21 protein-coding genes and 1 pseudogene are annotated in these 22,952 nt (G+C 72.4%); 18 read left to right on the top strand and 4 right to left on the bottom strand.

Features of this window, described 5'->3' with window-relative positions; translation table 11 throughout:
• Positions 1 to 98 precede the first annotated feature (98 nt).
• The 15 genes and pseudogenes from ACWCP6_RS30440 to hypE all read left to right on the top strand — a co-directional run bounded on the left by ACWCP6_RS30440 (position 99) and on the right by hypE (position 15,237).
• Positions 99 to 1,880: an enoyl-CoA hydratase-related protein gene (locus ACWCP6_RS30440; RefSeq protein ID WP_450935854.1), complete on the top strand. Its 1,782-nt coding sequence runs from the start codon at positions 99 to 101 to the stop codon at positions 1,878 to 1,880.
• Positions 1,881 to 1,941: 61 nt separating this feature from the next.
• Complete coding sequence (locus ACWCP6_RS30445; protein WP_450935805.1) at positions 1,942 to 3,030, top strand: NADH-quinone oxidoreductase subunit B family protein; 1,089 nt, start codon at positions 1,942 to 1,944, stop codon at positions 3,028 to 3,030.
• A gap of 55 nt (positions 3,031 to 3,085) precedes the next feature.
• Positions 3,086 to 4,870, top strand: coding sequence for a nickel-dependent hydrogenase large subunit (locus ACWCP6_RS30450; RefSeq protein WP_450935806.1), 1,785 nt, complete (start codon positions 3,086 to 3,088; stop codon positions 4,868 to 4,870).
• Positions 4,867 to 5,439 (top strand): hypothetical protein, encoded by a 573-nt coding sequence (locus tag ACWCP6_RS30455; RefSeq protein ID WP_450935807.1) that lies wholly within the window; start codon positions 4,867 to 4,869, stop codon positions 5,437 to 5,439. The genes ACWCP6_RS30450 and ACWCP6_RS30455 overlap by 4 nt, the downstream gene beginning before the upstream one ends.
• Positions 5,436 to 6,101, top strand: coding sequence for a DUF5947 family protein (locus tag ACWCP6_RS30460; RefSeq protein WP_450935808.1), 666 nt, complete (start codon positions 5,436 to 5,438; stop codon positions 6,099 to 6,101). Before ACWCP6_RS30455 ends, ACWCP6_RS30460 begins: the two co-directional genes overlap by 4 nt.
• A complete protein-coding gene (locus tag ACWCP6_RS30465; RefSeq protein ID WP_450935809.1) occupies positions 6,098 to 6,748 on the top strand; it encodes a DUF6084 family protein in 651 nt (216 codons plus the stop codon). Before ACWCP6_RS30460 ends, ACWCP6_RS30465 begins: the two co-directional genes overlap by 4 nt.
• Complete coding sequence (locus ACWCP6_RS30470) at positions 6,745 to 8,229, top strand: hypothetical protein (protein ID WP_450935810.1); 1,485 nt, start codon at positions 6,745 to 6,747, stop codon at positions 8,227 to 8,229. Before ACWCP6_RS30465 ends, ACWCP6_RS30470 begins: the two co-directional genes overlap by 4 nt.
• Positions 8,226 to 8,738 (top strand): hydrogenase maturation protease, encoded by a 513-nt coding sequence (locus tag ACWCP6_RS30475; protein WP_450935811.1) that lies wholly within the window; start codon positions 8,226 to 8,228, stop codon positions 8,736 to 8,738. The genes ACWCP6_RS30470 and ACWCP6_RS30475 overlap by 4 nt, the downstream gene beginning before the upstream one ends.
• A 7-nt stretch (positions 8,739 to 8,745) precedes the next feature.
• Complete coding sequence (locus tag ACWCP6_RS30480) at positions 8,746 to 8,847, top strand: DUF6893 family small protein (RefSeq protein ID WP_450935812.1); 102 nt, start codon at positions 8,746 to 8,748, stop codon at positions 8,845 to 8,847.
• 146 nt (positions 8,848 to 8,993) lie between these two features.
• Positions 8,994 to 9,356: pseudogene (locus tag ACWCP6_RS30485) on the top strand (hydrogenase maturation nickel metallochaperone HypA/HybF); the annotation flags it as partial.
• 183 nt (positions 9,357 to 9,539) lie between these two features.
• The gene (gene hypB / locus ACWCP6_RS30490) at positions 9,540 to 10,247 is read left to right on the top strand and encodes a hydrogenase nickel incorporation protein HypB (RefSeq protein ID WP_450935813.1); all 708 of its coding nucleotides are present in this window, start codon (positions 9,540 to 9,542) and stop codon (positions 10,245 to 10,247) included.
• Positions 10,244 to 12,628, top strand: coding sequence for a carbamoyltransferase HypF (gene hypF, locus ACWCP6_RS30495; protein WP_450935814.1), 2,385 nt, complete (start codon positions 10,244 to 10,246; stop codon positions 12,626 to 12,628). Before hypB ends, hypF begins: the two co-directional genes overlap by 4 nt.
• 56 nt (positions 12,629 to 12,684) lie before the next feature.
• The gene (locus tag ACWCP6_RS30500) at positions 12,685 to 12,969 is read left to right on the top strand and encodes a HypC/HybG/HupF family hydrogenase formation chaperone (RefSeq protein WP_450935815.1); all 285 of its coding nucleotides are present in this window, start codon (positions 12,685 to 12,687) and stop codon (positions 12,967 to 12,969) included.
• On the top strand, positions 12,966 to 14,129 hold the full coding sequence (hypD, locus tag ACWCP6_RS30505; RefSeq protein WP_450935816.1) for a hydrogenase formation protein HypD: 1,164 nt from the start codon (positions 12,966 to 12,968) through the stop codon (positions 14,127 to 14,129). The genes ACWCP6_RS30500 and hypD overlap by 4 nt, the downstream gene beginning before the upstream one ends.
• Entirely contained in the window at positions 14,122 to 15,237 is a 1,116-nt protein-coding gene (gene hypE, locus ACWCP6_RS30510) for a hydrogenase expression/formation protein HypE (RefSeq protein WP_450935817.1), read from the top strand. The genes hypD and hypE overlap by 8 nt, the downstream gene beginning before the upstream one ends.
• Before the next feature lie 230 nt (positions 15,238 to 15,467).
• Here the strand turns inward: hypE and ACWCP6_RS30515 are convergent, their stop codons facing one another.
• The 4 genes from ACWCP6_RS30515 to ACWCP6_RS30530 form a co-directional block, all read right to left on the bottom strand.
• Positions 15,468 to 15,665: a hypothetical protein gene (locus ACWCP6_RS30515; RefSeq protein WP_450935818.1), complete on the bottom strand. Its 198-nt coding sequence runs from the start codon at positions 15,663 to 15,665 to the stop codon at positions 15,468 to 15,470.
• A 96-nt stretch (positions 15,666 to 15,761) separates the two neighbouring features.
• On the bottom strand, positions 15,762 to 18,485 hold the full coding sequence (locus ACWCP6_RS30520; protein WP_450935819.1) for a LuxR C-terminal-related transcriptional regulator: 2,724 nt from the start codon (positions 18,483 to 18,485) through the stop codon (positions 15,762 to 15,764).
• A gap of 224 nt (positions 18,486 to 18,709) precedes the next feature.
• Positions 18,710 to 19,132 carry a DUF7144 family membrane protein gene (locus ACWCP6_RS30525; protein ID WP_450935820.1) on the bottom strand — a complete coding sequence of 141 codons (423 nt, stop codon included), beginning with the start codon at positions 19,130 to 19,132 and terminating at the stop codon, positions 18,710 to 18,712.
• Positions 19,133 to 19,336: 204 nt separating this feature from the next.
• Positions 19,337 to 19,939 carry an HdeD family acid-resistance protein gene (locus ACWCP6_RS30530; RefSeq protein WP_450935821.1) on the bottom strand — a complete coding sequence of 201 codons (603 nt, stop codon included), beginning with the start codon at positions 19,937 to 19,939 and terminating at the stop codon, positions 19,337 to 19,339.
• 319 nt (positions 19,940 to 20,258) lie between these two features.
• Between ACWCP6_RS30530 and ACWCP6_RS30535 the strand changes: the two genes are divergently transcribed.
• From ACWCP6_RS30535 to ACWCP6_RS30545, 3 genes are all read left to right on the top strand, one after another.
• Positions 20,259 to 21,194, top strand: a complete 936-nt coding sequence (locus ACWCP6_RS30535) for an MIP/aquaporin family protein (protein WP_450935822.1) — start codon at positions 20,259 to 20,261, stop codon at positions 21,192 to 21,194.
• 164 nt (positions 21,195 to 21,358) lie between these two features.
• Entirely contained in the window at positions 21,359 to 21,610 is a 252-nt protein-coding gene (locus tag ACWCP6_RS30540) for a hypothetical protein (protein ID WP_450935823.1), read from the top strand.
• 10 nt (positions 21,611 to 21,620) lie between these two features.
• Positions 21,621 to 22,817 (top strand): SPFH domain-containing protein, encoded by a 1,197-nt coding sequence (locus tag ACWCP6_RS30545; RefSeq protein WP_450935824.1) that lies wholly within the window; start codon positions 21,621 to 21,623, stop codon positions 22,815 to 22,817.
• Positions 22,818 to 22,952: the final 135 nt, after the last annotated feature.

Consider the following 22,952-nt stretch of genomic DNA (forward strand, 5'->3'; position numbering starts at 1 on the left):
CGATCGCCGTGGCCGGTTCTGTCCGGGTCCGCGCGGCTCGCGCGTCGCCGGGACCGTACCGACCGGTCGTGAACCGCCCGTTCCACGGGAAGGCCGTCATGCACATCCTGCTCGTCGCCAGTGCGTACAACAGCCTCACCCAGCGCGTCCACGCGGAACTGCGCGACCGCGGACACTCCGTGGGCGTCGAGCTGGTGCGGGACGAGGAGACCGTGCGGGACGCGGTCGCGCGGCACACGCCCGAACTGGTCGTCGCACCGATGCTCAGGACGGCGATTCCGCACGTGGTGTGGAGCGCGTACACGTGTCTGGTCGTCCACCCGGGACCGGTCGGCGACCGGGGGCCGTCCTCCCTGGACTGGGCCCTCCACGAGGGCGCCGAGACCTGGGGGGTGACGGTCCTTCAGGCACATGAGGAGATGGACGCGGGTGACGTATGGGCCACGGCCGCGTTCCCGGTGCCGCCCGTCGGCAAGAGCGACCTGTACCGGGGCGAGGTCTCCGACGCCGCGCTGAGCGCCGTGCTCCGAGCCGTCGACCGCTTCGCCTCCGGCACGTACACGCCCCGGTCGCAGAGCACGCTGCGCACCGTACGGGCCAGGCCGTTCCTCCGGCAGCCCCAGCGCCGTATCCGGTGGGAGTCGGACAGCACGGAGACGGTGCTGCGCACCCTGCGCGCGGCCGATTCGCAGCCCGGTGTGCTCGACGAACTGCTCGGTGACGAATGGTTCCTGCACGGTGGTCACCCCGAGGACGGGTTGCGCGGGCGTCCCGGGGACCTGCTGGCGACCCGGGCCGGTGCGCTCTGCCGGGCCACGACGGACGGCGCGGTGTGGATCCCCGAGCTGCGGCCACGACGGCGCGCCGGCGGGCCCGGTACCGTGAAGCTGCCCGCGGCCCTCGCGCTGGCCGGCCGTCTCCCCGCACTTCCCGAGCTGCCCGCGCCGCTGCACATCGAGGACGGCGGCGAACACGGCAGGACCTGGAGCGACATCCGCTACCGGGAGGAGGGTCGCGTGGGCGTGCTCTCGTTCTCCTTCCCCGGCGGAGCCATGAGCACCGCACACTGCCGGCGCCTGCTCGACGCCTACCGGTTCGCCTGCACCCGGCCCACCTCCCTGCTGGTGCTGGGCGGGCAGCGGGACTTCTTCTCCAACGGCATCCACCTCAACGTCATCGAGGCCGCCCCCGATCCCGCGGCGGAGTCCTGGGCGAACATCACCGCCATGGACGACCTGGTGGAGGCGGTGCTGACCACCACCGACCGGCTGGTCGTCGCCGCCGTCGGCGGCAACGCCGCGGCGGGCGGACTCATGCTGGCCCTCGCCGCCGACGAGGTCTGGTGCCGTGCGGGCGCGGTGCTCAACCCGCACTACCGGCTGATGGGCCTGTACGGGTCGGAGTACTGGACGTACACGCTGCCCCGGCGCGTCGGCCGGGCCGCGGCGGACCGCCTCACCCAGGACGCGCTGCCGGTGACCGCGTCTGCCGCGCTCGGCCTCGGCCTGGTGGACCGGGTGGTCGACTGCGCGCCGCAGGACTTCACGGCAGAGGTCACCCGTTCGGCGGCACGCCTCGCCTCGTCGCCCGGTGCACAGGCGCGTATCGCCGCCAAGAAGGCGGACCGCGAGCGCGAGGAGGCCGTCAAGCCGCTCGCCGCGTACCGCGCCGAGGAACTGGCCCGCATGCTGACCACGTTCGGCGACCCCGACGCGCCCTATCACGCGCTGCGGCGGGCCTTCGTCCGCAAGGAGCCCGTGACCCGTACGCCCGCCCATCTCGCGGCGCCGCCTAGGGCGCGGGACGGTTCCGCGCCCCCGCCGGCCGGCCCATCGGGGCCGGGGAGGGGAGCGGTGGCGGCCGGACCGGCCACCTGTTAGCAAGGAAGACGACAGCCGGTAGTGGGGGGTCACTGCGAAGAGCTCCCCAGGAGGCGTCCTCATGCACAGCGCACCGCCGAACACGGTCGACACCACGCAAGGGTCCGGCGAGGCCGCAGCGGAGCAGGCCCCGATCCACATCCTCTGGATCAACGCCGGTCTGAGCTGCGACGGCGACTCGGTCGCCCTGACCGCCGCCATGCAGCCGAGCATCGAAGAGATCGCGCTGGGCGCGCTGCCCGGCCTGCCGAAGATCCAGGTGCACTGGCCCCTGATCGACTTCGAGTGCGGGCCGGTAGGCGGCGCGGACACGTTCATCGAGTGGTTCTTCAAGGGTGAGCGCGGCGAGATCGACCCCTTCGTGCTGGTCGTCGAGGGGTCCGTGCCGAACGAGCGCATCAAGAAGGAGGGCTACTGGTGCGGGTTCGGCGACGACCCCGAGACGGGCCAGCCGATCACCACGAGCGAGTGGATCGACCGGCTGGCGCCGAAGGCCCTCGCCGTCGTCGCGATCGGCACCTGCGCCACGTACGGCGGCATCCACGCGATGTCCGGCAACCCCACCGGAGCCATGGGTGTGCCCGACTACCTCGGCTGGGACTGGAAGTCCAAGGCGGGCATCCCGATCGTGTGCGTGCCCGGCTGCCCGATCCAGCCCGACAACTTCGCCGAGACGCTGACGTACCTGCTCTACCAGGCCGCCGGCTCCGCGCCGATGATCCCGCTCGACGACAAGCTGCGGCCGACCTGGCTGTTCGGCGCCACCGTGCACGAGGGCTGCGACCGCGCCGGCTACTACGAGCAGGGCCAGTTCGCCGAGACGTACGACTCCCCGAAGTGCCTGGTCAAGATCGGCTGCTGGGGGCCGGTGGTCAAGTGCAATGTGCCCAAGCGCGGCTGGATGAACGGCATCGGCGGCTGCCCGAACGTCGGCGGCATCTGCATCGCCTGCACCATGCCGGGATTCCCGGACAAGTTCATGCCGTTCATGGACGAACCGCCCGGAGCCAAGCTCTCCAGCGGAGCCAGCGGAGTGTACGGCGCGGCCGTCCGCAGACTGCGGTCGATCACCGCCCAGACCGTCGACAAGGAGCCGAAGTGGCGCCACACCGGAAAACGCCTGACCACCGGATACCGGGCCCCGTGGTGAACGCACCCGGATCGACACCCCGCACGGACTTCGACGACGAAGGGCACGGCAGACGATGGCACTGAGGACCAAGGCGGCGCGCGAGGGCGACGGCCTGGTGGAGATGTCCTGGGACCCGATCACCCGGATCGTGGGCAGCCTCGGCATCCACACGAAGATCGACTTCAAGCAGAAACGCGTCGCGGAGTGTTACAGCACCTCATCGGTGTTCCGCGGCTACAGCGTCTTCATGCGCGGCAAGGACCCGCGCGACGCACACTTCATCACCAGCCGCATCTGCGGCATCTGCGGCGACAACCACGCCACCTGCTCGGTGTACACGCAGAACATGGCGTACGGCGTGAAGCCGCCGCACCTCGGGGAGTGGGTCATCAACCTCGGCGAGTCCGCCGAGTACATGTTCGACCACAACATCTTCCAGGAGAACCTGGTCGGGGTCGACTACTGCGAGAAGATGGTCCGCGAGACCAACCCGGGCGTCATGGAGCTCGCCGAGCGCACCGAGGCCCCGCACGCCGCCGAGCACGGCTACCGCACCATCGCCGACATCATGCGCTCGCTGAACCCGCTCGAGGGCGAGTTCTACCGTGAGGCGCTCCAGGTCAGCCGCTACACCCGGGAGATGTTCTGTCTGATGGAGGGCCGCCATGTGCACCCCTCCACGCTCTACCCGGGGGGCGTCGGCACGGTCGCCTCCGTGCAGCTCTTCACGGACTACCTCAGCCGTCTGATGCGGTACGTGGAGTTCATGAAGCGCGTCGTCCCGCTCCACGACGACCTCTTCGACTTCTTCTACGAGGCGATGCCCGGCTACGAGGAAGTCGGCCGCCGCCGCGTCCTGCTCGGCTGCTGGGGGGCCCTCAACGACCCCGAGTACTGCGACTTCACCTACCGCAACATGACGCACTGGGGACGGAAGATGTTCGTCACCCCGGGCGTCATCGTGGACGGCAAGCTGGTCACCAACGACCTCACGAAGATCAACCTGGGCATCCGGATCCTGCTCGGCAGCTCGTACTACGAGGACTGGGAGGGCCAGGAGCAGTTCGTCACGCAGGACCCGCTCGGCAACCCCGTCGACCCGCGCCACCCGTGGAACCAGCACACCATCCCCGCCCCGCAGAAGCGGGACTTCGACGACAAGTACAGCTGGGTGATGTCCCCGCGCTGGTACGACGGCAAGGACTACCTGGCCCTCGACACCGGCGGCGGCCCCATCGCCCGTCTGTGGTCCACGGCCCTGTCCGGGCTCGTCGACATCGGCTACGTCAAGGCGACCGGCAACAGCGTCGTCATCAACCTGCCGAAGACGATGACCAAGCCGGAGACCACCTTCGAGTGGAAGATCCCGAGGTGGAGCAACGCCCTGGAACGCAACCGCGCCCGCACCTACTTCCAGGCGTACGCGGCGGCCGTCGCGCTGCACTGCGCGGAGAAGGGCCTCGAAGAGGTACGCGCCGGACGCACCCAGACCTGGGAGAAGTTCGAGGTGCCGGACGAGTCGATCGGCTGCGGATTCACCGAGGCCGTGCGCGGTGTGCTCTCGCACCACATGGTCATCCGGGACGGGAAGATCGCCAACTACCACCCCTACCCGCCGACCCCGTGGAACGCGAGTGTGCGCGACTCCTACGGCACGCCCGGCCCCTACGAGGACGCGGTGCAGAACACGCCCATCTTCGAGGAGAACCCGCCGGAGAACTTCAAGGGCATCGACATCATGCGCACGGTCCGCAGCTTCGACCCCTGTCTGCCGTGCGGCGTCCACATGTACGTCGGCGGCGGCAAGACGGTGAAGACGATGCACATGCCCACCGGACTGAGCGGGCTCGCCGGATGAGCGCCACCGCAACCGCACGCCCCGTCACGGCGGAACAGGCGGGCCGGCAGGTCGAGGAGGTCCTCGACCGGCTGGCCGCCTCCGGCGACCCGCAGGCGCGGGCCGCCGCCGAGGAACTGGTGCGGGTCCTCATGGACTTCTACGGCGCCGGACTCGCCCGGGCCCTCGAACTGCTGCGCCGTGCACAGCACCAGGGGCCCGGGGCGGACCCGCTCGCCGCCCTCCTCGGCGACGAACTCGTGGCGAGCCTCCTCGTCCTGCACGACCTGCACCCCGACGACCTCGCCACCCGGGTCGCCCGTGCCACCGACAGAATCCGCGCACAGGGCGCCGAACTCGCGGGGATCGACGAGGCGACCGGAGTGGTACGTCTGCGGACCACCGGATCCGGCGGCTGCGGCTGCCCGAGCACCCAGGAGACGATCCGCAGGGCCGCCGAGGACGCGCTGGCCTGCTTCGCCCCCGAGGTGACCGGCGTCGAGCTGGAAGCGGGCGGCGCGGCACGTGAACCCGCCCTCCTCCAGATCGGCCGGCGCCCCACCGGCGTATCCGCGGACTCCGCACCGTGACCGCGCAGCACGCCGGACCGGACGGCGGACCGCTGGCGGGGCGCAGGGACGGGCTGTGGCGCTTCACGGTGCCCCGCCCGCCCCAGCAGGAGCGCTGCGAGATGTGCGGAGTGGCGCTCCCCGACGAAGCACACCGGCACCTCGTCGACACCGAGAAGCGGACCCTCGCCTGCGCCTGTACGCCCTGCGCCCAGTTGCTGGCCCATCCGGGCACCGCGCGCGGGCGGTTCCGCGCCGTCCCGGACCGTTTCCTCACCGACCCCGACCACCGGCTCGACGACAACGCCTGGGCGGTCCTGCAGATCCCGGTCGGCGTCGCCTTCTTCTTCCACAACGCCGCACTCGACCGCCTGGTCGCGCTCTACCCGAGCCCGGCCGGCGCCACCGAGAGCGAACTCGAACCCCCCGCCCGCCGCACCCTGCTCGACGTGAGCCCCCTCGCCGAACAGCTCGAACCCGATGTGGAGGCACTGCTGGTGCGCCGCACCGACGGGCACGCCGAGTGCTACCTCGTGCCCATCGACATCTGCTACGCCCTCGTGGGCCGCATGCGACAGCTGTGGCAGGGCTTCGACGGCGGGGCCGAGGCCCGCGCCGCGCTCGACGCCTTCTTCGACGACGTCAGGCACCGGGCCCGCAGCGCCGGGGGTCGGCAGGCATGACCGAACTCGACTTCACCTGCACCGGTGTACGCGCCGACGCCTACGCCGCCGGGCCCACCCTCGTGTTCCGGCTGCGCATCACCGCGTCCGACCGGGCCCAGGTGCACGCCCTCGCGCTGCGCTGCCAGATCCGCATCGAACCGGCGCGACGTGCCTACGACGACACGGAGGCCGGCGGACTCGCCGATCTGTTCGGCGAGCGCTCGCGCTGGGGCAGCACGCTCCAGCCGGTGCAGTTCGCCCAGGTCTCGCACATGGTCCCCTCCTTCACCGGGGAGACCGAGACCGACCTCGTAGTGCCCTGCACCTACGACATGGACGTGGCCGCGACCCGCTATCTGCACGCCCTGGAAGGCGGCGAAGTCCCCCTGCTGCTGCTCTTCTCCGGCACCGCCTTCGCCGGCGCCGGCGGATTCCGTGTCCACCCGGTGCCCTGGGACCGCGAGACGTCCTTCAGGATGCCGGTCAAGGTCTGGCAGGAAATGATCGACCAGCACTTCCCCGGCTGCGGCTGGATCAGGCTTCCCCGCGACACCATGGACGCGCTCCTCGCCTTCCGTTCGCGGCACGCCCTGCCGTCGTGGGAGGCCACCGTACGGGCCCTGCTCGGCACCGAGGGCGCACCGGACGGGAGGACGCAACGATGACGACGACCGCCCTCCCCCCGGAGACCGGGGCACGGCTCGCGCACGCCCGGCAGGTGGCCGACGCCGTCCTCTTCGAGGGCTACGTCCTCTACCCGTACCGTGCCTCCTCGGCCAAGAACCGGCTGCGCTGGCAGTTCGGGGTCCTGGTGCCGCCCGCATGGAGCGCCGCGGGCTCGGAGCACGACTTCCAGCACACCGAATGCCTGATGGAACCCAAGGCCGACGCGGTGCTCACCGCCCAGGTGCGGTTCCTGCACGCCCACCGGCGCACCGTCCAACAGGTGCGCGGCGACGGCGGCTTCGACACCGTCGCCGCGCTCCACCTCCCGGACCGCGTCCTGATGCCCTGGGACGAAGGGGTCGAGGAGAGCGTCGAAGCGGCCGTCACCGTCGCCGAGTTGACCGGCGACGGCGTCGAGGTGCCGTTCTCCCGGCCCGCCGGCGAGGAGACGGAACCGGTCCTCGACGGGACGGGACGGCTCGTCGGCCGGCTCGTGCGCCGCCGCGAGGAGATCCGCGGCGTCCTGCGGCTGCGGGCCGAGGAACTCCCCGGCCCCTACCGGGCGTTGCGGCTGACCGCAGTCGTGGAGAACACCAGCCCCTGGCTCCCCGCAGCCGGCGGCACCGAACCTCCCGAGTCCGGGGCCGGCCGCGACGCGGCGCTGCCCCACTCCATCGTCGCCGCGCATCTGCTGCTGCACCTGGGCCGCGGCTCGTTCCTGTCGATGACCGACCCGCCGGAGTGGGCCCGGGCGGCGGTGGCCGCGTGCCGGAACCTGCACACCTGGCCGGTCCTCGCGGGCGAGCCCGGCCGCGCCGACCTCGTCCTGTCATCGCCGATCATCCTCGACGACCACCCTGCCATCGCACCGGAGAGCCCCGGCGTCCTGTACGACGCCACCGAGATCGACGAGATCCTCGCGCTGCGCACCGCCGCACTCACCGACGAGGAGAAGCGGGAGGCCCGCGGCACGGACCTCCGGGCCGCGGCCGTCATCGAACTGGCCGACTCGATGCCTCCCGAGGTCCTGGAGCGGCTGCACGGCGCGGTGCGCTCGCTGCGTGAGGTCACCGGGCCGGAGCCGGCCGTCCGGGACGACCGGGCCGTCACACGCCCCGACACACCGTGGTGGGACCCGGGCGGTGACACGGGCGTCGATCCGGCGCACGACGCGGTGCTCGTCGACGGCCGGCAGGTGCGCGCGGGAAGCCGGGTGCTGCTGCGTCCGGGCGCGCGCCGAACCGACGCCCAGGACCAGTTCCTGCACGGGCGTACCGCCGTCGTCGAGGCGGTGCTGCACGACGTGGACGGGGGCGTGCACATCGCGGTGACCGTCGACGGCGACCCCGGCGCGGACATCCGCCGCGAGCAGGGCCGGTTCCTGTACTTCCAGCCGGACGAAGTCACCGCGCTGGACGACGAAGCCGCACCGCCGGCCGCTCCGCCCGCCGGCGACGCCTCCCGGCTGGAGGACGCGTGAGCACGGCATCGCCGACGGGCCCGCGCACGCTGGTCGCGGGCATCGGCAACATCTTCCTCGGCGACGACGGCTTCGGCGTGGAGACCGTACAGAGGCTGCCGGCCGAATCCCTCCCGCCGCACGTCGAGGTGGCCGACATCGGCATCCGCGGCGTCCACCTCGCCTACCAGCTGCTCGACGGCTACGACACGCTCGTGCTGGTCGACGCCACCGCTCGCGGCGGCGATCCGGGCACGGTCTACCTCATCGAGGACCCGGCACCCGGCGCCGTCCGGCCCGAGTGCCTTCCCGTCGACGGGCACGGCATGTCCCCGGACACCGTCCTGGCGCTGATGGACGGCCTGTGCACGGGCACCGGCGGGACCCCGCCCCGCCGCATCGTCGTGGTCGGGTGCGAACCCGGCTCCGTCGAGGAGGGCATCGGCCTCAGCCCGCCGGTCGAGGCCGCCGTGACGGAGGCAGTGAAGATCATTCTGGGTCTCGTGCGCGAGTCCCTGACGACAACGTGAGGACACCATGAAGAAGCTCGTCATGTGCGGCGCCGCCGCAGCCCTGCTCGCCGCCTTCGCGCACAGCCTGCCGGACATCCGGCGCTACCTCCGGATCCGCCGGATGTGAACACCGCGGTCCCGGCCGGGGGACGGCCGCTGCACTGAATGGCGTACCCGGCCGCATGCCGCCGGTGCGCCGGTCCGCCGAGGCCCGCCGCCGGCCCTGTAATGGATCCCCCGGAGGGCTTCGGCAGGACGGATACGCGGATACCCATGCACGAGATGTCCATCGCGATGGCAGTCGTCGACCAGGTGGAGGAGGCCGCGCGCTCCGGCGGGGCCACCTCCGTCAGGACGGTACGGCTCCAGGTGGGCGAACTGGCCGGAGTGGTCCCCGATGCCCTCGGCTTCTGCTTCGAACTGGCCTGTGCGGACACCGTGCTGGCCGGCGCAGAGCTGGTCACGGAATCCGTGCCCGGCCGGGCACGGTGCGAGCCGTGCGCCCGCGTCTGGGCGGTCGGGATGCCGCCGGACCTGTGCTGTCCGGCCTGCGGCACTCCGGCCGCCGAACTGCTGTCGGGCCGCGAGCTGCGCGTCGTCGGTGTGCAGTGGGACGAGGGCCCGGCGGACGGCACCGCCCCGGCCGCCGCCACCGTGGACGGCTCCGCCGCGGCGGGTCCCACCACGGCCGCCCCCGCCCCGGACGTCCCTCCTTCCGACGCCCTCGCCTCGGACGGCCCCGCCCCCGACGGCCCCACCGCGGACACCTCCGTTCGGCAGAAACGTACCCGCGAGCCGACCCCCCAGGAGAGCTGAACCATGTGCCGTGTCGTCGACCTCCAGCAGGCGGTGCTCGCCAAGAACGACGCCGCCGCCCACGCGCTGCGCACCGACCTCGCCGCCCGCGGCACCACCGTCGTCAATCTGCTGTCCAGCCCTGGCAGCGGCAAGACCGCTCTGCTGGAGGCGGAACTCCAGCAGGCGCGCGAGCGGGGGGTGCGCACCGCGGCGCTCACCGCGGACCTCGCCACCGAGAACGACGCCGTGCGCCTGGCCAGGTCCGGTGTCCCGGTCAAGCAGGTCCTCACCGACGGGCTCTGCCATCTGGAGGCCGGCATGCTCGGCGGACACCTCGACGGATGGCTGCCCCAGGGCACCCGGCTGCTGTTCGTGGAGAACGTCGGCAATCTCGTCTGCCCGGCCTCGTACGACCTTGGCGAGACCCTGCGCGTCGTCCTCGCCTCCGTCACCGAGGGCGAGGACAAGCCGCTGAAGTACCCCACCGCCTTCGGGCTCGCCCAGCTAGTCCTGGTCACCAAGACCGACATCGCCAAGGCCGTGGGCTTCGACGAGGACGCCTTCCGCGCCCACGTCGAGCAGGTCAACCCCGGGGTGGAGGTGGCGCTCACGTCCGTGCGCACGGGCGAGGGCGTGGGCGTGCTGCTCGACCGCGCCCTCGCCGCGGCCGACGGCGCGACGCTCCACACACCGGTGATGACCCGGACCGTCCACGGCCATCACGCGTGACCGAGACCGAACGGCCGGCCGCGCCCGGAGGAGCCCCCGCTCCGCTGCGCCGCCGGGTCACCGTACGCGGCGTGGTCCAGGGCGTGGGGTTCCGGCCGTTCGTCCACGCCCTCGCCGCGCGGCTGGAGTTGAGCGGGCACGTGACCAACACCGGCGACGGCGTCGTCGTCGAGGTCGAGGGCGCGCCGGACGCCGTCGCACGGTTCTGCGCATGCGTCGCCACCGACGCCCCGCCCCTGGCCCGCGTCGAGACGGTCCGGCACGAGGACATGGCGACCGCGGGCACCACCGGGTTCACCATCCTCGCGTCCCACCACGGCGGCCCCGTCCGCACCCTCGTCCCCCCGGACACCGCGACGTGCGCCGACTGCCTGCGCGAGCTCGCCGACCCCGGCGACCGGCGCCACCGGCACCCCTTCATCACCTGCACCCACTGCGGGCCCCGGTTCACCATCGTCACCGGACTGCCGTACGACCGGGACCACACGACGATGGCCCGCTTCCCCCTGTGCCCCGACTGCGCCCGCGAGTACGACGATCCCGCGGACCGGCGCTTCCACGCCCAGCCGGTGGCGTGTCCCGCGTGCGGGCCGCGCCTGCGGCTGACCGGGGACGGTCCCGGCCCCGTGGCCGATCCGGTCGCGCAGGCCCGTGCGCTCCTGGCGCGCGGGGCCGTCCTCGCCGTCAAGGGACTCGGCGGCTACCACCTGGCCTGCGACGCCACGAACGCCGATGCGGTCGCCCTGCTGCGTCGCCGCAAGGCACGCGGCGACAAACCCTTCGCCCTGATGGCCCGGGACCTCGGGGACGTCGAACACCTCGTGCACCTCGGCCCCGCCGAGCGGGACCTGCTGACCGGCTCCGTCCGGCCGATCGTCCTGTTGCGCCGCCGTACCGCCGCCGCGCCACGGCCCGGAGTCCCGCATCCCGCCGACGGCGTCGCGCCCGGCAGCCCCGACCTCGGCGTGATGCTGCCGTACACCCCGCTGCACCACCTGCTGCTCGGCCTCCCGGGCGACCCGGAAGGGCCCGCCCTGCTCGTCATGACCAGCGGCAACGTCTCGGGCGAGCCGATCGTCACCGACGATGCGGAGGCCCTGGAGCGGCTCGCGCACCTCGCGGACGCCTGGCTCGCCCACGACCGGCCGATCCATGTGCCGTGCGACGACTCCGTGGTGCGGGTCTGCGACGGGGAGCCGCTGGTGCTGCGCCGCTCGCGCGGATACGCGCCACTGCCGCTCACCCTGCCCGTGTCCGTCCCGCCGTCGCTCGCCGTGGGCGGCGACCTCAAGAACACCTTCTGCCTGGGCAGCGGCCGCAAGGCCTGGCTCTCCGCCCACATCGGCGACATGGACGACCTCGCGACCCAGCACGCCTTCGAACGGGCCGAGCGGCAGCTGGAGTCCGTCACCGGAGTGCGTCCCCGGCTCCTCGCGGCGGACCGGCACCCCGGCTACCGGTCGGGCCGCTGGGCCGAGCGCCACACCGCAGGGCGTCCCCTCGTACGGGTGCAGCACCACCACGCGCACATCGCCTCCGCGATGGCCGAACACGGCCTGGACGGCAGCACCCCGGTCATCGGCGTCGCCTTCGACGGCACCGGATACGGCGACGACGGCGCGGTCTGGGGCGGCGAGTTCCTGCTGGCCGACTACACCGGCCACCACCGGCACGCACACCTGTCCTATGTGCCGCTGCCGGGCGGGGACGCGGCGGTGCGCCGGCCGTACCGCATGGCCCTCGCGCACCTGCGGGCCGCGGGCATCGCCTGGACCGGTGACCTGCCCTGCGTCGCCGCCTGCCCGCCCGAGGAACTCGCGGTACTCCAGCGGCAGGTGGACCGGGGCATCAACTGCGTGCCCACCTCCAGCATGGGCAGGCTGTTCGACGCCGTGTCGTCCCTGGCCGGGGTGTGCCACCACTCCGGGTACGAGGCACAGGCGGCCGTCGAGCTCGAAGCGGCGGCGGTGGGCGCGCAGCCGGAGGACGGCGACGCGTACGCCTTCGCACTGAGCGCCCCGTCCGCCGGACCGCTGACCGCCGACCCGGCCCCCGTGCTGGCGGCGGTCGTCGGCGACCTCCGCGACGGCGTCCCGGCCGGTCGCGTCGCCGCCCGCTTCCACCGCGCGGTGGCCCGCCTCGTGGCGGAGGTGTGCCGACGGGCACGCGAGGCGTACGGACCGGACACGGTGGCCCTGAGCGGCGGGGTGTTCGCCAACACCCTCCTGTCCACGGACTGTGCCCGGCGGCTGCGCGACGACGGCTTCACCGTGCTGCGCCACCGACAGGTCCCGCCCAACGACGGAGGACTGGCCCTCGGCCAGCTCCTCGTCGCCGCCGGGACCGCCGCTGCCGGCGACGGCACGGCACCACCCGACTGACCACCCCGGCCCCGGCCGCGCCGGGGCCACGCAGCGCGACAGCGAGGAGACAACTCATGTGCCTGGCGGTTCCCGGCAGAGTGCTGGGCATCGAGGAACGGGACGGCACCCGCATGGCCACGGTCGACTTCGGCGGTGTGGTGAAGGAGGTGTGCCTAGAGTACATGCCGGACCTGCAGGTCGGCGAGTACACCATCGTCCATGTGGGCTTCGCCCTCCAGCGACTGGACGAGGAGTCCGCCATGCGGACGCTGGAGCTGTTCGAGAACCTCGGGCTGCTCCAGGAGGAGTTCGGCGACCCCTGGGAGCAGGCCGAGGCGGAGCAGGAGGTGAACCGGTGAAGTACATCGAGGAGTTCCAGAACCCCGATCTCGCCCGGCGCCTGCTCGACGACATCCGCGCCACCGTCACCCGGCCGTGGGCGCTGATGGAGGTCTGCGGCGGCCAGACGCACACCATCATCCGCCACGGCATCGACCAGCTCCTGCCGGACGAGGTGGAGCTGATCCACGGCCCCGGCTGCCCCGTCTGCGTCACGCCCCTCGAAGTCATCGACAAGGCCCTGGAGATCGCCTCGCGCCCCGACGTGGTCTTCTGCTCCTTCGGGGACATGCTGCGCGTCCCCGGGACCGGCCGCGACCTGTTCCAGGTGCGTGGCGAGGGCGGCGACGTACGGGTCGTGTACTCGCCGCTCGACGCCCTGCGGATCGCCCAGCAGAACCCCGACCGCGAGGTCGTGTTCTTCGGCATCGGATTCGAGACCACCGCGCCACCCAACGCCATGACGGTGTATCAGGCCCGCAGGCTCGGCATCCGCAACTTCAGCCTCCTGGTGTCCCATGTGCGGGTGCCCCCGGCGATCGAGGCCATCATGCGCTCGCCCAGCTGCCGCGTGCAGGGATTCCTCGCCGCCGGGCACGTGTGCAGTGTGATGGGCACGGGGGAGTACCCGGAGCTCGCCGAACGCCACCGGGTGCCCATCGTGGTGACCGGCTTCGAACCGCTGGACATCCTCGAAGGCGTCCGCCGGACCGTGCGGCAGCTGGAGCGCGGGGAACACACCGTCGACAACGCCTACCCGCGCGCGGTGCGCCCCGAGGGGAACCCCGCCGCGCAGGCGATGCTCGAAGACGTCTTCGAGGTCACCGACCGCGCCTGGCGGGGCATCGGCGTGATCCCGGACAGCGGCTGGCGGCTGTCGGAGCGCTACCGGGAACACGACGCCGAACACCGCTTCTCCGTCGGGCACATCGACACCCGGGAACCCGCCGAGTGCCGCAGCGGAGAGGTACTGCAGGGCCTGCTCAAGCCGCACCAGTGCGAGGCCTTCGGCACCGTCTGCACCCCGCGCACCCCGCTCGGCGCGACCATGGTCTCCAGCGAGGGCGCGTGCGCCGCCTACTACCTCTACCGGCGGCTGGATCTCACACCCTCCCCCGGACCCTCGGCCGCACCGCAGCAGGGCGGACCCCGATCCCGGGAGGGCAGCACCGTTGTCTGACACCGTCCGCACCGCCCGCCCCGGCGCCGTACCCGCTGCCGGAGCGGACACCCCGTCCGCGCCGGACGTCCTCTCCTGGACGTGCCCGGCCCCGATCCGGGACCTGCCCAGGGTCGTGATGGGCCACGGCGGCGGCGGGGCCCTGTCGGCCGAGCTGGTCGAGCAGATCTTCGCCCCGGCGTACGGCGGCCCCGCGCTCGCGCAGTCCACCGACGCGGCCGCCGTCGAACTCGGCGGCGCACGACTGGCGTTCTCCACCGACTCGTTCGTCGTGCGCCCGCTCTTCTTCCCCGGCGGCAGCATCGGCGACCTCGCCGTCAACGGCACCGTCAACGACCTCGCGATGAGCGGCGCCCGGGCCGCCCACATGTCCTGCGGGGTCATCCTCGAGGAAGGGGTCGAGCTGACGGTCGTCCAGCGGGTGGCCGAGGCGATCGGCGCCGCGGCACGCACTGCAGGCGTCGAGGTCGTCACCGGCGACACGAAGGTCGTGGAGGCGGGCCACGGCGACGGCATCTACCTCAACACCAGCGCCATCGGCCTGATCCCGGCGGGCGTGGACCTGCGTCCGCAGCGCGTCACCCCCGGCGACGTCGTCATCGTCAGCGGCGCGATCGGCGTCCACGGCGTGGCGATCATGAGCGTGCGCGAGGGCCTGGAATTCGGGGTGGAGATCGAGAGCGACTGCGCGGCACTCGTCGGCCTCGTGGAGGCGATGCTGGCCGTCACCCCCGACCTCCACGTGCTCCGCGACCCCACGCGCGGCGGTCTCGCGGCCTCGCTCTGCGAGATCGCCTCGGCCTCCGCCACCGGCGTCGTCCTCCAGGAGCGCGCCGTCCCGGTCCCACCCGAGGTGTCCAACGCCTGCGCCGTCCTTGGCCTGGACCCGATGTACGTCGCCAACGAGGGCAAGCTGGTCGCCTTCGTACCGCGTGAACACGCCGACGCGGTGCTCGCGGCGATGCGTGCCCACCCCCTGGGTGCGCAGGCCGCCGTCATCGGCGAGGCGGTCGAGTCCCACCCGGGCATGGTGGTGGCCCGCACCGGACTCGGCGGGACGCGCGTGGTGGACATGCCACTGGGCGAGCAGTTGCCGCGGATCTGCTGACCGGCGCGCCGACGTCCCGGACACCGAGGTGCGGGGGGCCGAGGCGCGCGGTCGCCCGGTCCGCCGCGCGCAGGCGGCGGACCGGGCTGCTCCGGGGCGGGCCGCTCCGGAGCGACGACCGTGCCGGCCGGGGCGGACCGTCGGGCATTCCGTCGCCCGGTGGCACGCCCTCCGACGCCTGCCGCCGAGCCTCGGCGGTCATCGACGGTGGGCAGCCCCGGCGTTCGGCGTCAGTCGGGAAGCTCGTGGAGGTCCACGATGCGCAGGCCGAGCGACTGGAACCGTGCCAGGAGGCCGTACAGATGGGCCTCGTCGATGACCGGCCCGTACAGGACCGTCTGGTCGCTCACGACGAAGTGCTTGAGCTCGGGGAACGCCTCGGTGAACATGTGCGACATCTTTCCGAGAACGCGGATTTCGTATCGCATGAGGCGCCTCTCTCGCAGCCGGACGCCGACGTTTCCCGTCCATCGTGCACAGCCGCGAGGACCGGGTGCATCACCCGGCATAGGTGACTCGCGCGCTCACAGGAGATGAAGGTCCCTGGCCCGCCGTACCGCCTCACCGCGGCGGCTGGCCGAGAGCTTGCGGTGCACGCTCTTCAGATGCGTCTTGACCGTGTTCACCGAGAGGTGGAGTTCGGCCGCTATCTCCTCGGTGGACATCATCTGTGCCGCGCACTTCAGCACATCGTGCTCACGGCCGCTGAGCGGCTCGACGAGGGCGGCCGGTGTCGGCACAGCGGGGGGCGTGCGGGCGCAGTCCGGGAGCAGGACCGGCGGCAGCCAGTCCTCGGCGAGGTCGGGCCGGCGCAGCAGCAGCCGGCGCAGCCATGCTCCGGATTCGAGGAACGCGAGCCGCAGCAGTTCGGGGCGTCCGGTCCTGAGCGCCCGGCCGACGATCCGGTGGGCCGCCTCCTCGTCACCGAGGGTCTGCGCGATCCGGGCGCGCAGCAGGAGCATCCGCACGGCGGGGCCCGGCCCGCCGGCGGTCGCGGCGGGTACCGCGTCCAGGACGCCGAGGGCGGCCGTGGCGTCGCCCGCCTCCAGCCGGGCGCAGGCAGCCGCCACGGCGCACTCCGGCGATACCGCGGCGTCCTCGCCGAGCGTCTCCAGGGCGGCCGCCGGATCTCCTCGCGCCAGGAGCGCCATCGACCGGGCCACCGCCAGATGTCTGCCGGCCCACGGGGACGCCACGCCCGCGGCGGAGCGGGCCTCCGCTCCGTCGAGGACGTCGAGTGCGACGCGCGCATCACCGCGGGCGAGCGCCAGCCGCGAGCGCAGCACGGTGAGACTGGTGGCGACGAGCGGATCGGCGGCGGCGCCCGACGCCTCCTCGGCGCGGGCGAGGGCGTCGCGCGCGGCGGCCGGGTCGGCGCGTTCGAGTGCGACGGCCGCCAGCACGAGCGGGGCGATCCCGCTGCAGTGGGCCGGTGCGAGACCCGCACGCTCGGCCACCTCCAGCGCTTCCCTCGCGCGGGACTCCGCCTTGCGGAGGCAGCCGTGCAGGACGTCGATCAGGGCGACCCTGCCCGACGCCTCGTGCCGTGGCCACGCGGTCCCGGCGGAGTCGGACACGGCCACGGCGGCGCAGAGGCGGTCGCGGGCGGAGTCCGGCCTGCCCGCCCAGAGCTCGGTCGACCCGAGAGCGGTCAGCAACAGGGCGGTCAGCTCGGGGTGGTCCGCGATCCGCTCGGCCGCGACGCACCGCATCAGCCCGTCGGCCTCCCGGGCCGCGTTCCCGGCCAGGTCGGGCGCGCCGAGGAGGCCGCCCGCCATGACGCGCAGAAACGCGTGCGTCAGCCGCGCGGCAGCCGACTCGTCCGTGCCGTCGTCCCCGAGCCGCTCCGCCGCGCGCCGCAGATGCAGCAGACCCCGGTCCACGTCGTACCGGGCCAGCTCCCGCGCCGCGCGGACCAGTTCGGGAGCGGCGCCGGGCACCTCCCGCGGCATCCCGGAGAACAGGGCGCCCAGCCGTTCCATGTCGACGCCCGTGAACAGCCGCCCGACGGCGAGGTCGCCGACGAACCGGCCGGCCGCGAACTCCCAGTCACCCGCCGCAGCGGCGTGCGGCAGCGCGTCGCCGAGCAACCCGGCGTCGCACAGCCATCGCGCGGCCCTGCGGTGCAGCTCCCGCTCCAGCCCCGGATGGCGGGCCCGCAGCCGGGCACGCAGCACCTCCGCGCACAGGGGGTGCAGCCGGTACCACCGGTGACCCACCGAGGTCACGAACGCATTGGCACGCTCCAGCGAGGCGAGGATCCACTCGCCGTCCTCACGGCCGGTGAGGGCGTTCGCCAGGGCGGGGTGGGTCTGGTCGAGGATGCTGGTGCGCAGCAGCAGGTCCTGGGTCCGGGGCGGCTGGGTGGCCAGTACCTCCGACAGCAGGAAGTCGGCGACGACACTGTGCCCCGCCTCGAACTCCTTGGCGAAGGTGTCCGCGTACGGGGTGCGCAGCATGGCGAGCGCGAACAGCCGCAGACCCGCGGCCCACCCCTCGGTCCGCTCGGTGAGCGCCCGGGCCGCTTCACGTGACTGCGGCAGACCGTGCCGGTGCAGCAGGACGGCGGTCTCGTCGGGCGTGAAGGCGAGATCCGCGGCGCGGACCTCGGCGATGTCGTCGGCGGCGCGGTAGCGGTGCAGCGGGAGCAGCGGCTCGGAGCGGCTGATGAGCACCAGGCGCAGCCCCGAACCCGCGTGGCGCAGCACGAAGTGCAGCTGGGCTGCGACCTCGGGGGACGTCACCCGGTCGTACTCGTCGAGGACGAGCAGCACCGGCTGCGGCAGCGCGCCCAGCTGGGCGGCGAGCCGTGACAGCAGCGCCCGGTCCACCTCGTCCGAGCGCGCCGGGCTCCCCACGTCGTCGGGCAGCGGCACACCGCAGCGCCGCAGCGCCTCCAGGACGTACGCCCAGAACAGGCCGGGTGCGTTGTCGTCGGACGACACGGTCAGCCACGCGGCCGGCCAGGGCAGGGGCCCGGCGAACCAGTCGGCGACCAGCAGGGTCTTGCCCGCACCGGCCGGACCGTTCACCAGCACCAGGGGCTTGCGGACCCCTTCGGAGAGCAGCCCCAGCAGCCGCGGGCGGCGGACGAAGGTCCGGGGGAGCGCGGGCGTGGTGACCCGGACGCCGAGCAGCGGGTCACCGCGGGGCGAGAGCCTCCACGGCGACGCGTGCGGACGCGGTCCGGAGCCCGGTGGCCCGCTCTCCGTCCCGGGGGACTCGGCATGGGGGTAGGGGGTTGCCATCGCATCACCGCGCAGAATCAGCGGCCCGCGCCTCCCGGCATCTCTGCGGTCCCCCGCGCGAGCTCTCCGTACGTATCTGCCGCTCGGCTGATTTCTTACCTAAGTGATTCTGGCACGGGGAACGCCGGTGGGCAGGACCGAACGGCCCTGCCCGGTACCCCCGCGGCCCTCGGCCTCTCCGGCCGGACCGGCGGTCCACTGTGTGCCCGGCTGCGCGCCGGGCCTCAGATTCCCTTGTCGAAGTCCGCGCTCCGCGCCACGCACAGCCCCCAGATGATGAACCCGTACATGGCGATCGCGACGATCGACCAGAGCGGGTAGTAGGGGATGGACAGGAAGTTGGCGATGATGAGCAGGCTCGCGAAACCGATGGCCGCGTAGCGTGCCCAGGTGACGCCCTTGAACAGGCCGGCACTCACCACGATCGCGAGGGCACCGAGGACCATGTGGATCCAGCCCCAGCTGGTGGTGTCGAACTTGAAGACGTAATTCGGCGCGACGACGAAGACGTCGTCCTGGGCGATGCCCATGATGCCGCGGAACAGGTCGAGGAATCCCGCGACCATCAGCAGGATGGCGGCGAACATCACCAGTCCGCTGGCCGCGGCCAGATGCGTTTCCGAGCGTTGCCTGACGCCTGTGGTCATGATGGCCTCGTTTCGCGATTGGTGTGGCGGACGCGCGGCCGGCCAGGACGTGCGCCCACGGCCTGCCGGTCTCCGGCCCCGACGGGGGTGGATCCTCCGCGACGCCGGTGTCCCGTCGTGTCCGAGACTGCGCCGCGCGGAGGATGATCGCCTCACCCCGCGGGAGTGAACCGCGCGGACGGTCCGGACGGACCAGGCCGCGTGCTACGGCGCCTGCGCCCGCCGCAACGCCGAGCGCAGCACCAGCGACCCGGCGACCTCGGCCAGCCCCAGCAGGACGAACCACAGCCCGAGCAGCCGGGTCAGTGCGACGGCGGAGTCCACCGGAAAGGCGAGCACGAACACCCCGGCGACGACTCCGAGAGCGGCCAGGGCGAAGGCCGTGCCACGGTGCGGCAGGTCGGTCGCCGAGATCGCGACGAACGCGGTGAGGACGCCGGACACCAGCCAGAACGCACCGACGATCAGCGCCAGCACGGCGACGGTCTGCGTCTGGTGCCGCAGCACCAGCACGCCCGCCAGGACGGCGAGGGCCGAGACCAGGACCGCCGGCAGCCTGCCGCCCTGCTGCTCGCCGCGGCGGGAGAAGGCGGAGACGAAGCGGAACACTCCGGCCAGGAGCAGCTGCAGTCCGATGATGATGGCCAGGATGTGAAGGGTCTCGTTCGGCCAGACCAGGATGAGGATGCCTGCGACGAGGGTGATGAGGCCGAAGCCGAGGGCCCAGGTCCATGAGCCGCCCAGGTCGCCCAGGGCGTCGCTGGGGTCGCTCTCCCGGGCCATCGTGGGGTGCGGCGATCCGGTCATTGCTGCCTCCGCAGTCGGCGTGGTCCGCTCGGGCACACGCATCGGTCGACGGGCAACCGCAGCGTCACGCGTCGGAGCCGTCCGCGCATCACCCCTCATGGGCGAATTCCGGCCCCTGCGGACGGTGCCCGGCGTCCACGGAGGTCACCCGAACGGCGGACGCGCCCGCCGCCCGGAGCGCCCGGCGCCCATCCGGGGCACGCCGCCCACCAGCGGTTTCGGCGGCGGCGCGGGTGGTGTCCCGGCCCGTTCCGCTGAGTTGCAGGGGCATGCGCGGGGGGTTACCACGTAAAGGGACGACAGCGATCGGAGATCGCCAATGGCTACGGAAATCAGTCCCCTCATCGGGACTTCTCATCTGAAGCGCCGCGGGGGCCTGCTCGGCGAGTGCCTCGCCGAGTTCCTGGGGACTCTCGTTCTGATCGCCTTCGGCTGCGGCGTGGTCGCGATGGCCGTCGCCGCGCTGCCGGGCTCCGGGCGTACGTCGGGCCCGACCACGTTCTTCATCAGCGCCGGGGACTGGCTGCTCATCACCTGGGGATGGGGCTTCGCCGTCATCCTCGGCATCTATGTCGCAGGTGGTGTCAGCGGCGCGCACATCAACCCGGCCGTCACACTGGCGCTGGCCGTGCGCCGCAAGTTTCCGTGGCCCAGGGTGCTGCCGTACTGGGCGGCGCAGTTCCTGGGCGCCTTCGCGGGCGCCGCGCTGGTGTACGCGGTGTACCACGACGCCATCAACACGTTCGACGCGGCGATGAAGGGACCCAAGACGAACGGGCACACCCTGGCCTCGTTCTCGATCTTCGCGACGTTCCCGGCGCCGTATTTCCACGGCAGCATCTGGGGTCCGCTGCTCGACCAGATCGTGGGTGCCGCGTTCCTGGTGATGCTGGTGGTGGCCATCACCGACCTGCGTAACACCGCGGTGCGCGCCAACCTCGGACCGGTGGTCATCGGCTTCGTCGTCGCCGCCATCGGCATGTCCTACGGTGCGAACGCCGGCTATGCCATCAACCCCGCCCGTGACTTCGGCCCGCGGCTGTTCACCTACGCCGCCGGATGGGGTGATCTGGCCCTGCCGGGCACGTTGTCGGGGGCGTTCAGCAACTACTGGTGGATCCCGATCGTCGGACCGTTCGTCGGCGGCGTCGTCGGCGTCCTGATCTACGACCTGTTCATCGGGGACGTCCTGCACATCCGGGCACAGCTGCACGAGCCTCACGAGGTCGGCCGGGTGCTCGAGGAGGACGAGTAGCACGGGCAGCCGCCGCGGAAACGGCAGGGCCTGGCGGAGCGTGTGCCGGAGGATTTGGCGCACGCTCCCGTGGCATGCCGTTGCGCATACCCGGAGGCGGCGCCCGGGTCGCGTGGGACTAAGGTCTGAACTCCAGAACCAGCACGACGAGGGGCGGCCGGGAGATGGCAGAGGACGATGCCGTTATCGGCTGTACAGGGGAGCTTCTCATCGGTACGCGCGGACCCGCCGGACCCGGCGAGGTCCAGGTACGTGTCAGAGGCGGAACCGAGACCTTCCTCGCCTGGTCCGAGGAGCCCCTGCCGACAGGGGCCACCGTGCTCGTGGTCCACTCCCGAGGCGCGCGACAGGTCGATGTCGTCGGGTGGGCCGATCCGTTGGACGCGTTGGGCGACAGCGCCGCCGACGCAGGTTAAGGAGACAAGGATGTTCGGTTACCGGGTACCCGCCCCGGATCAGGCGATGTTGATCTCGGGTGGCAGGCGTGGACTGGGGGGTGCGCCGTTCCGCGTGGTGACCGGCCACGGCAAGTTCGTGCTCCCGGTCTTTCGCAAGACCCGCTTCCTGACGCTGGCGATGTGCGAGGCGGAGGTCGCCGAGACCTGCGTGACCCGTCAGGGCATCGCGCTCACCGTCCGCGCCGTCATCGCCTTCAAGGTGGGCAACGACAACGAGAGCATCGTCAACGCCGGTCAGCGGTTCCTCTCCGACCAGGACCAGATGTCGGTCCTGACCGGCCGCATCTTCGCCGGTCATCTGCGCTCCATCATCGGCTCGATGACGGTCGAGGAGATCGTGACGGAGCGCCAGAAGCTCGCCACGGAGGTGCTGGACACATCCAAGGCCGAGATGGCGAAGATCGGTCTGATCGTCGACTCCCTGCAGATCCAGTCCATCGACGACGGTGACACCGGCTACATCGACGCCATGTCCGCACCGCACAAGGCCGCGATCCAGCGGCAGGCCCAGATCGCCCAGGCACAGGCCACCCAGGCCGCGTCCGAGGCGGAGCAGGAAGCCGCCCGGAAGCAGGCCGAGTACGCCCGCCAGACCGCGGTGGTCAAGGCCGAGTACACGGCCGAGGTGGACCAGGCCCAGGCCAAGGCCGCCCAGGCCGGTCCGCTGGCCCAGGCCCACGCCCAGCAGGAGGTCCTGGCGGCCCAGACCGAGCTGGCCCAGCGGCAGGCCAAGCTCCGCCAGCAGCAGCTGGTCGCGGAGATCGTCAAGCCCGCGGAGGCCGAGGCCGAGCGCATCCGTATCCTCGCCCAGGCCGATGCGGAGCGGATGAAGATCCAGGCCGAGGCCGCAGCCTCGCACGACCGGGTCGCCCTCGACCGGATGCTCATCGACCAGCTGCCGCAGATCGTCAAGGAGGCCGCAGGCGGCCTCTCCGGCGCCAACGTCAACGTGCTCAACGGCGCCGACGGCCTCGGCGAGATCGCCGCCGGGCTCGTCGGCCAGGGCCTGACCATCCTCGACTCGGTCCGGCAGAACCTGGGCGGCGGCGCCCAGCGGCCCGGCCACGCCAACGGCTTCAAGGAGCTGCAGGGCCCGGCGCAAGTGAACGACGAGGGCGAACAGCGCGAGCAGGGACGCGCCGGCGGGCAGATCGACATCGACTAGGGTCTGTTGCGGAAGTGGATCTTGTTCGTTGGTGATCGCGTGCTGCGGGACGCGGGGATCTGACGAATGGTCAGTGGGCCTGACGAGCAAGATCCACCTTGCGGTGGAGCAGGGTCAGAAACCCTTATGGCCATG

The organism is Streptomyces sp. NPDC002004 (assembly GCF_053593975.1).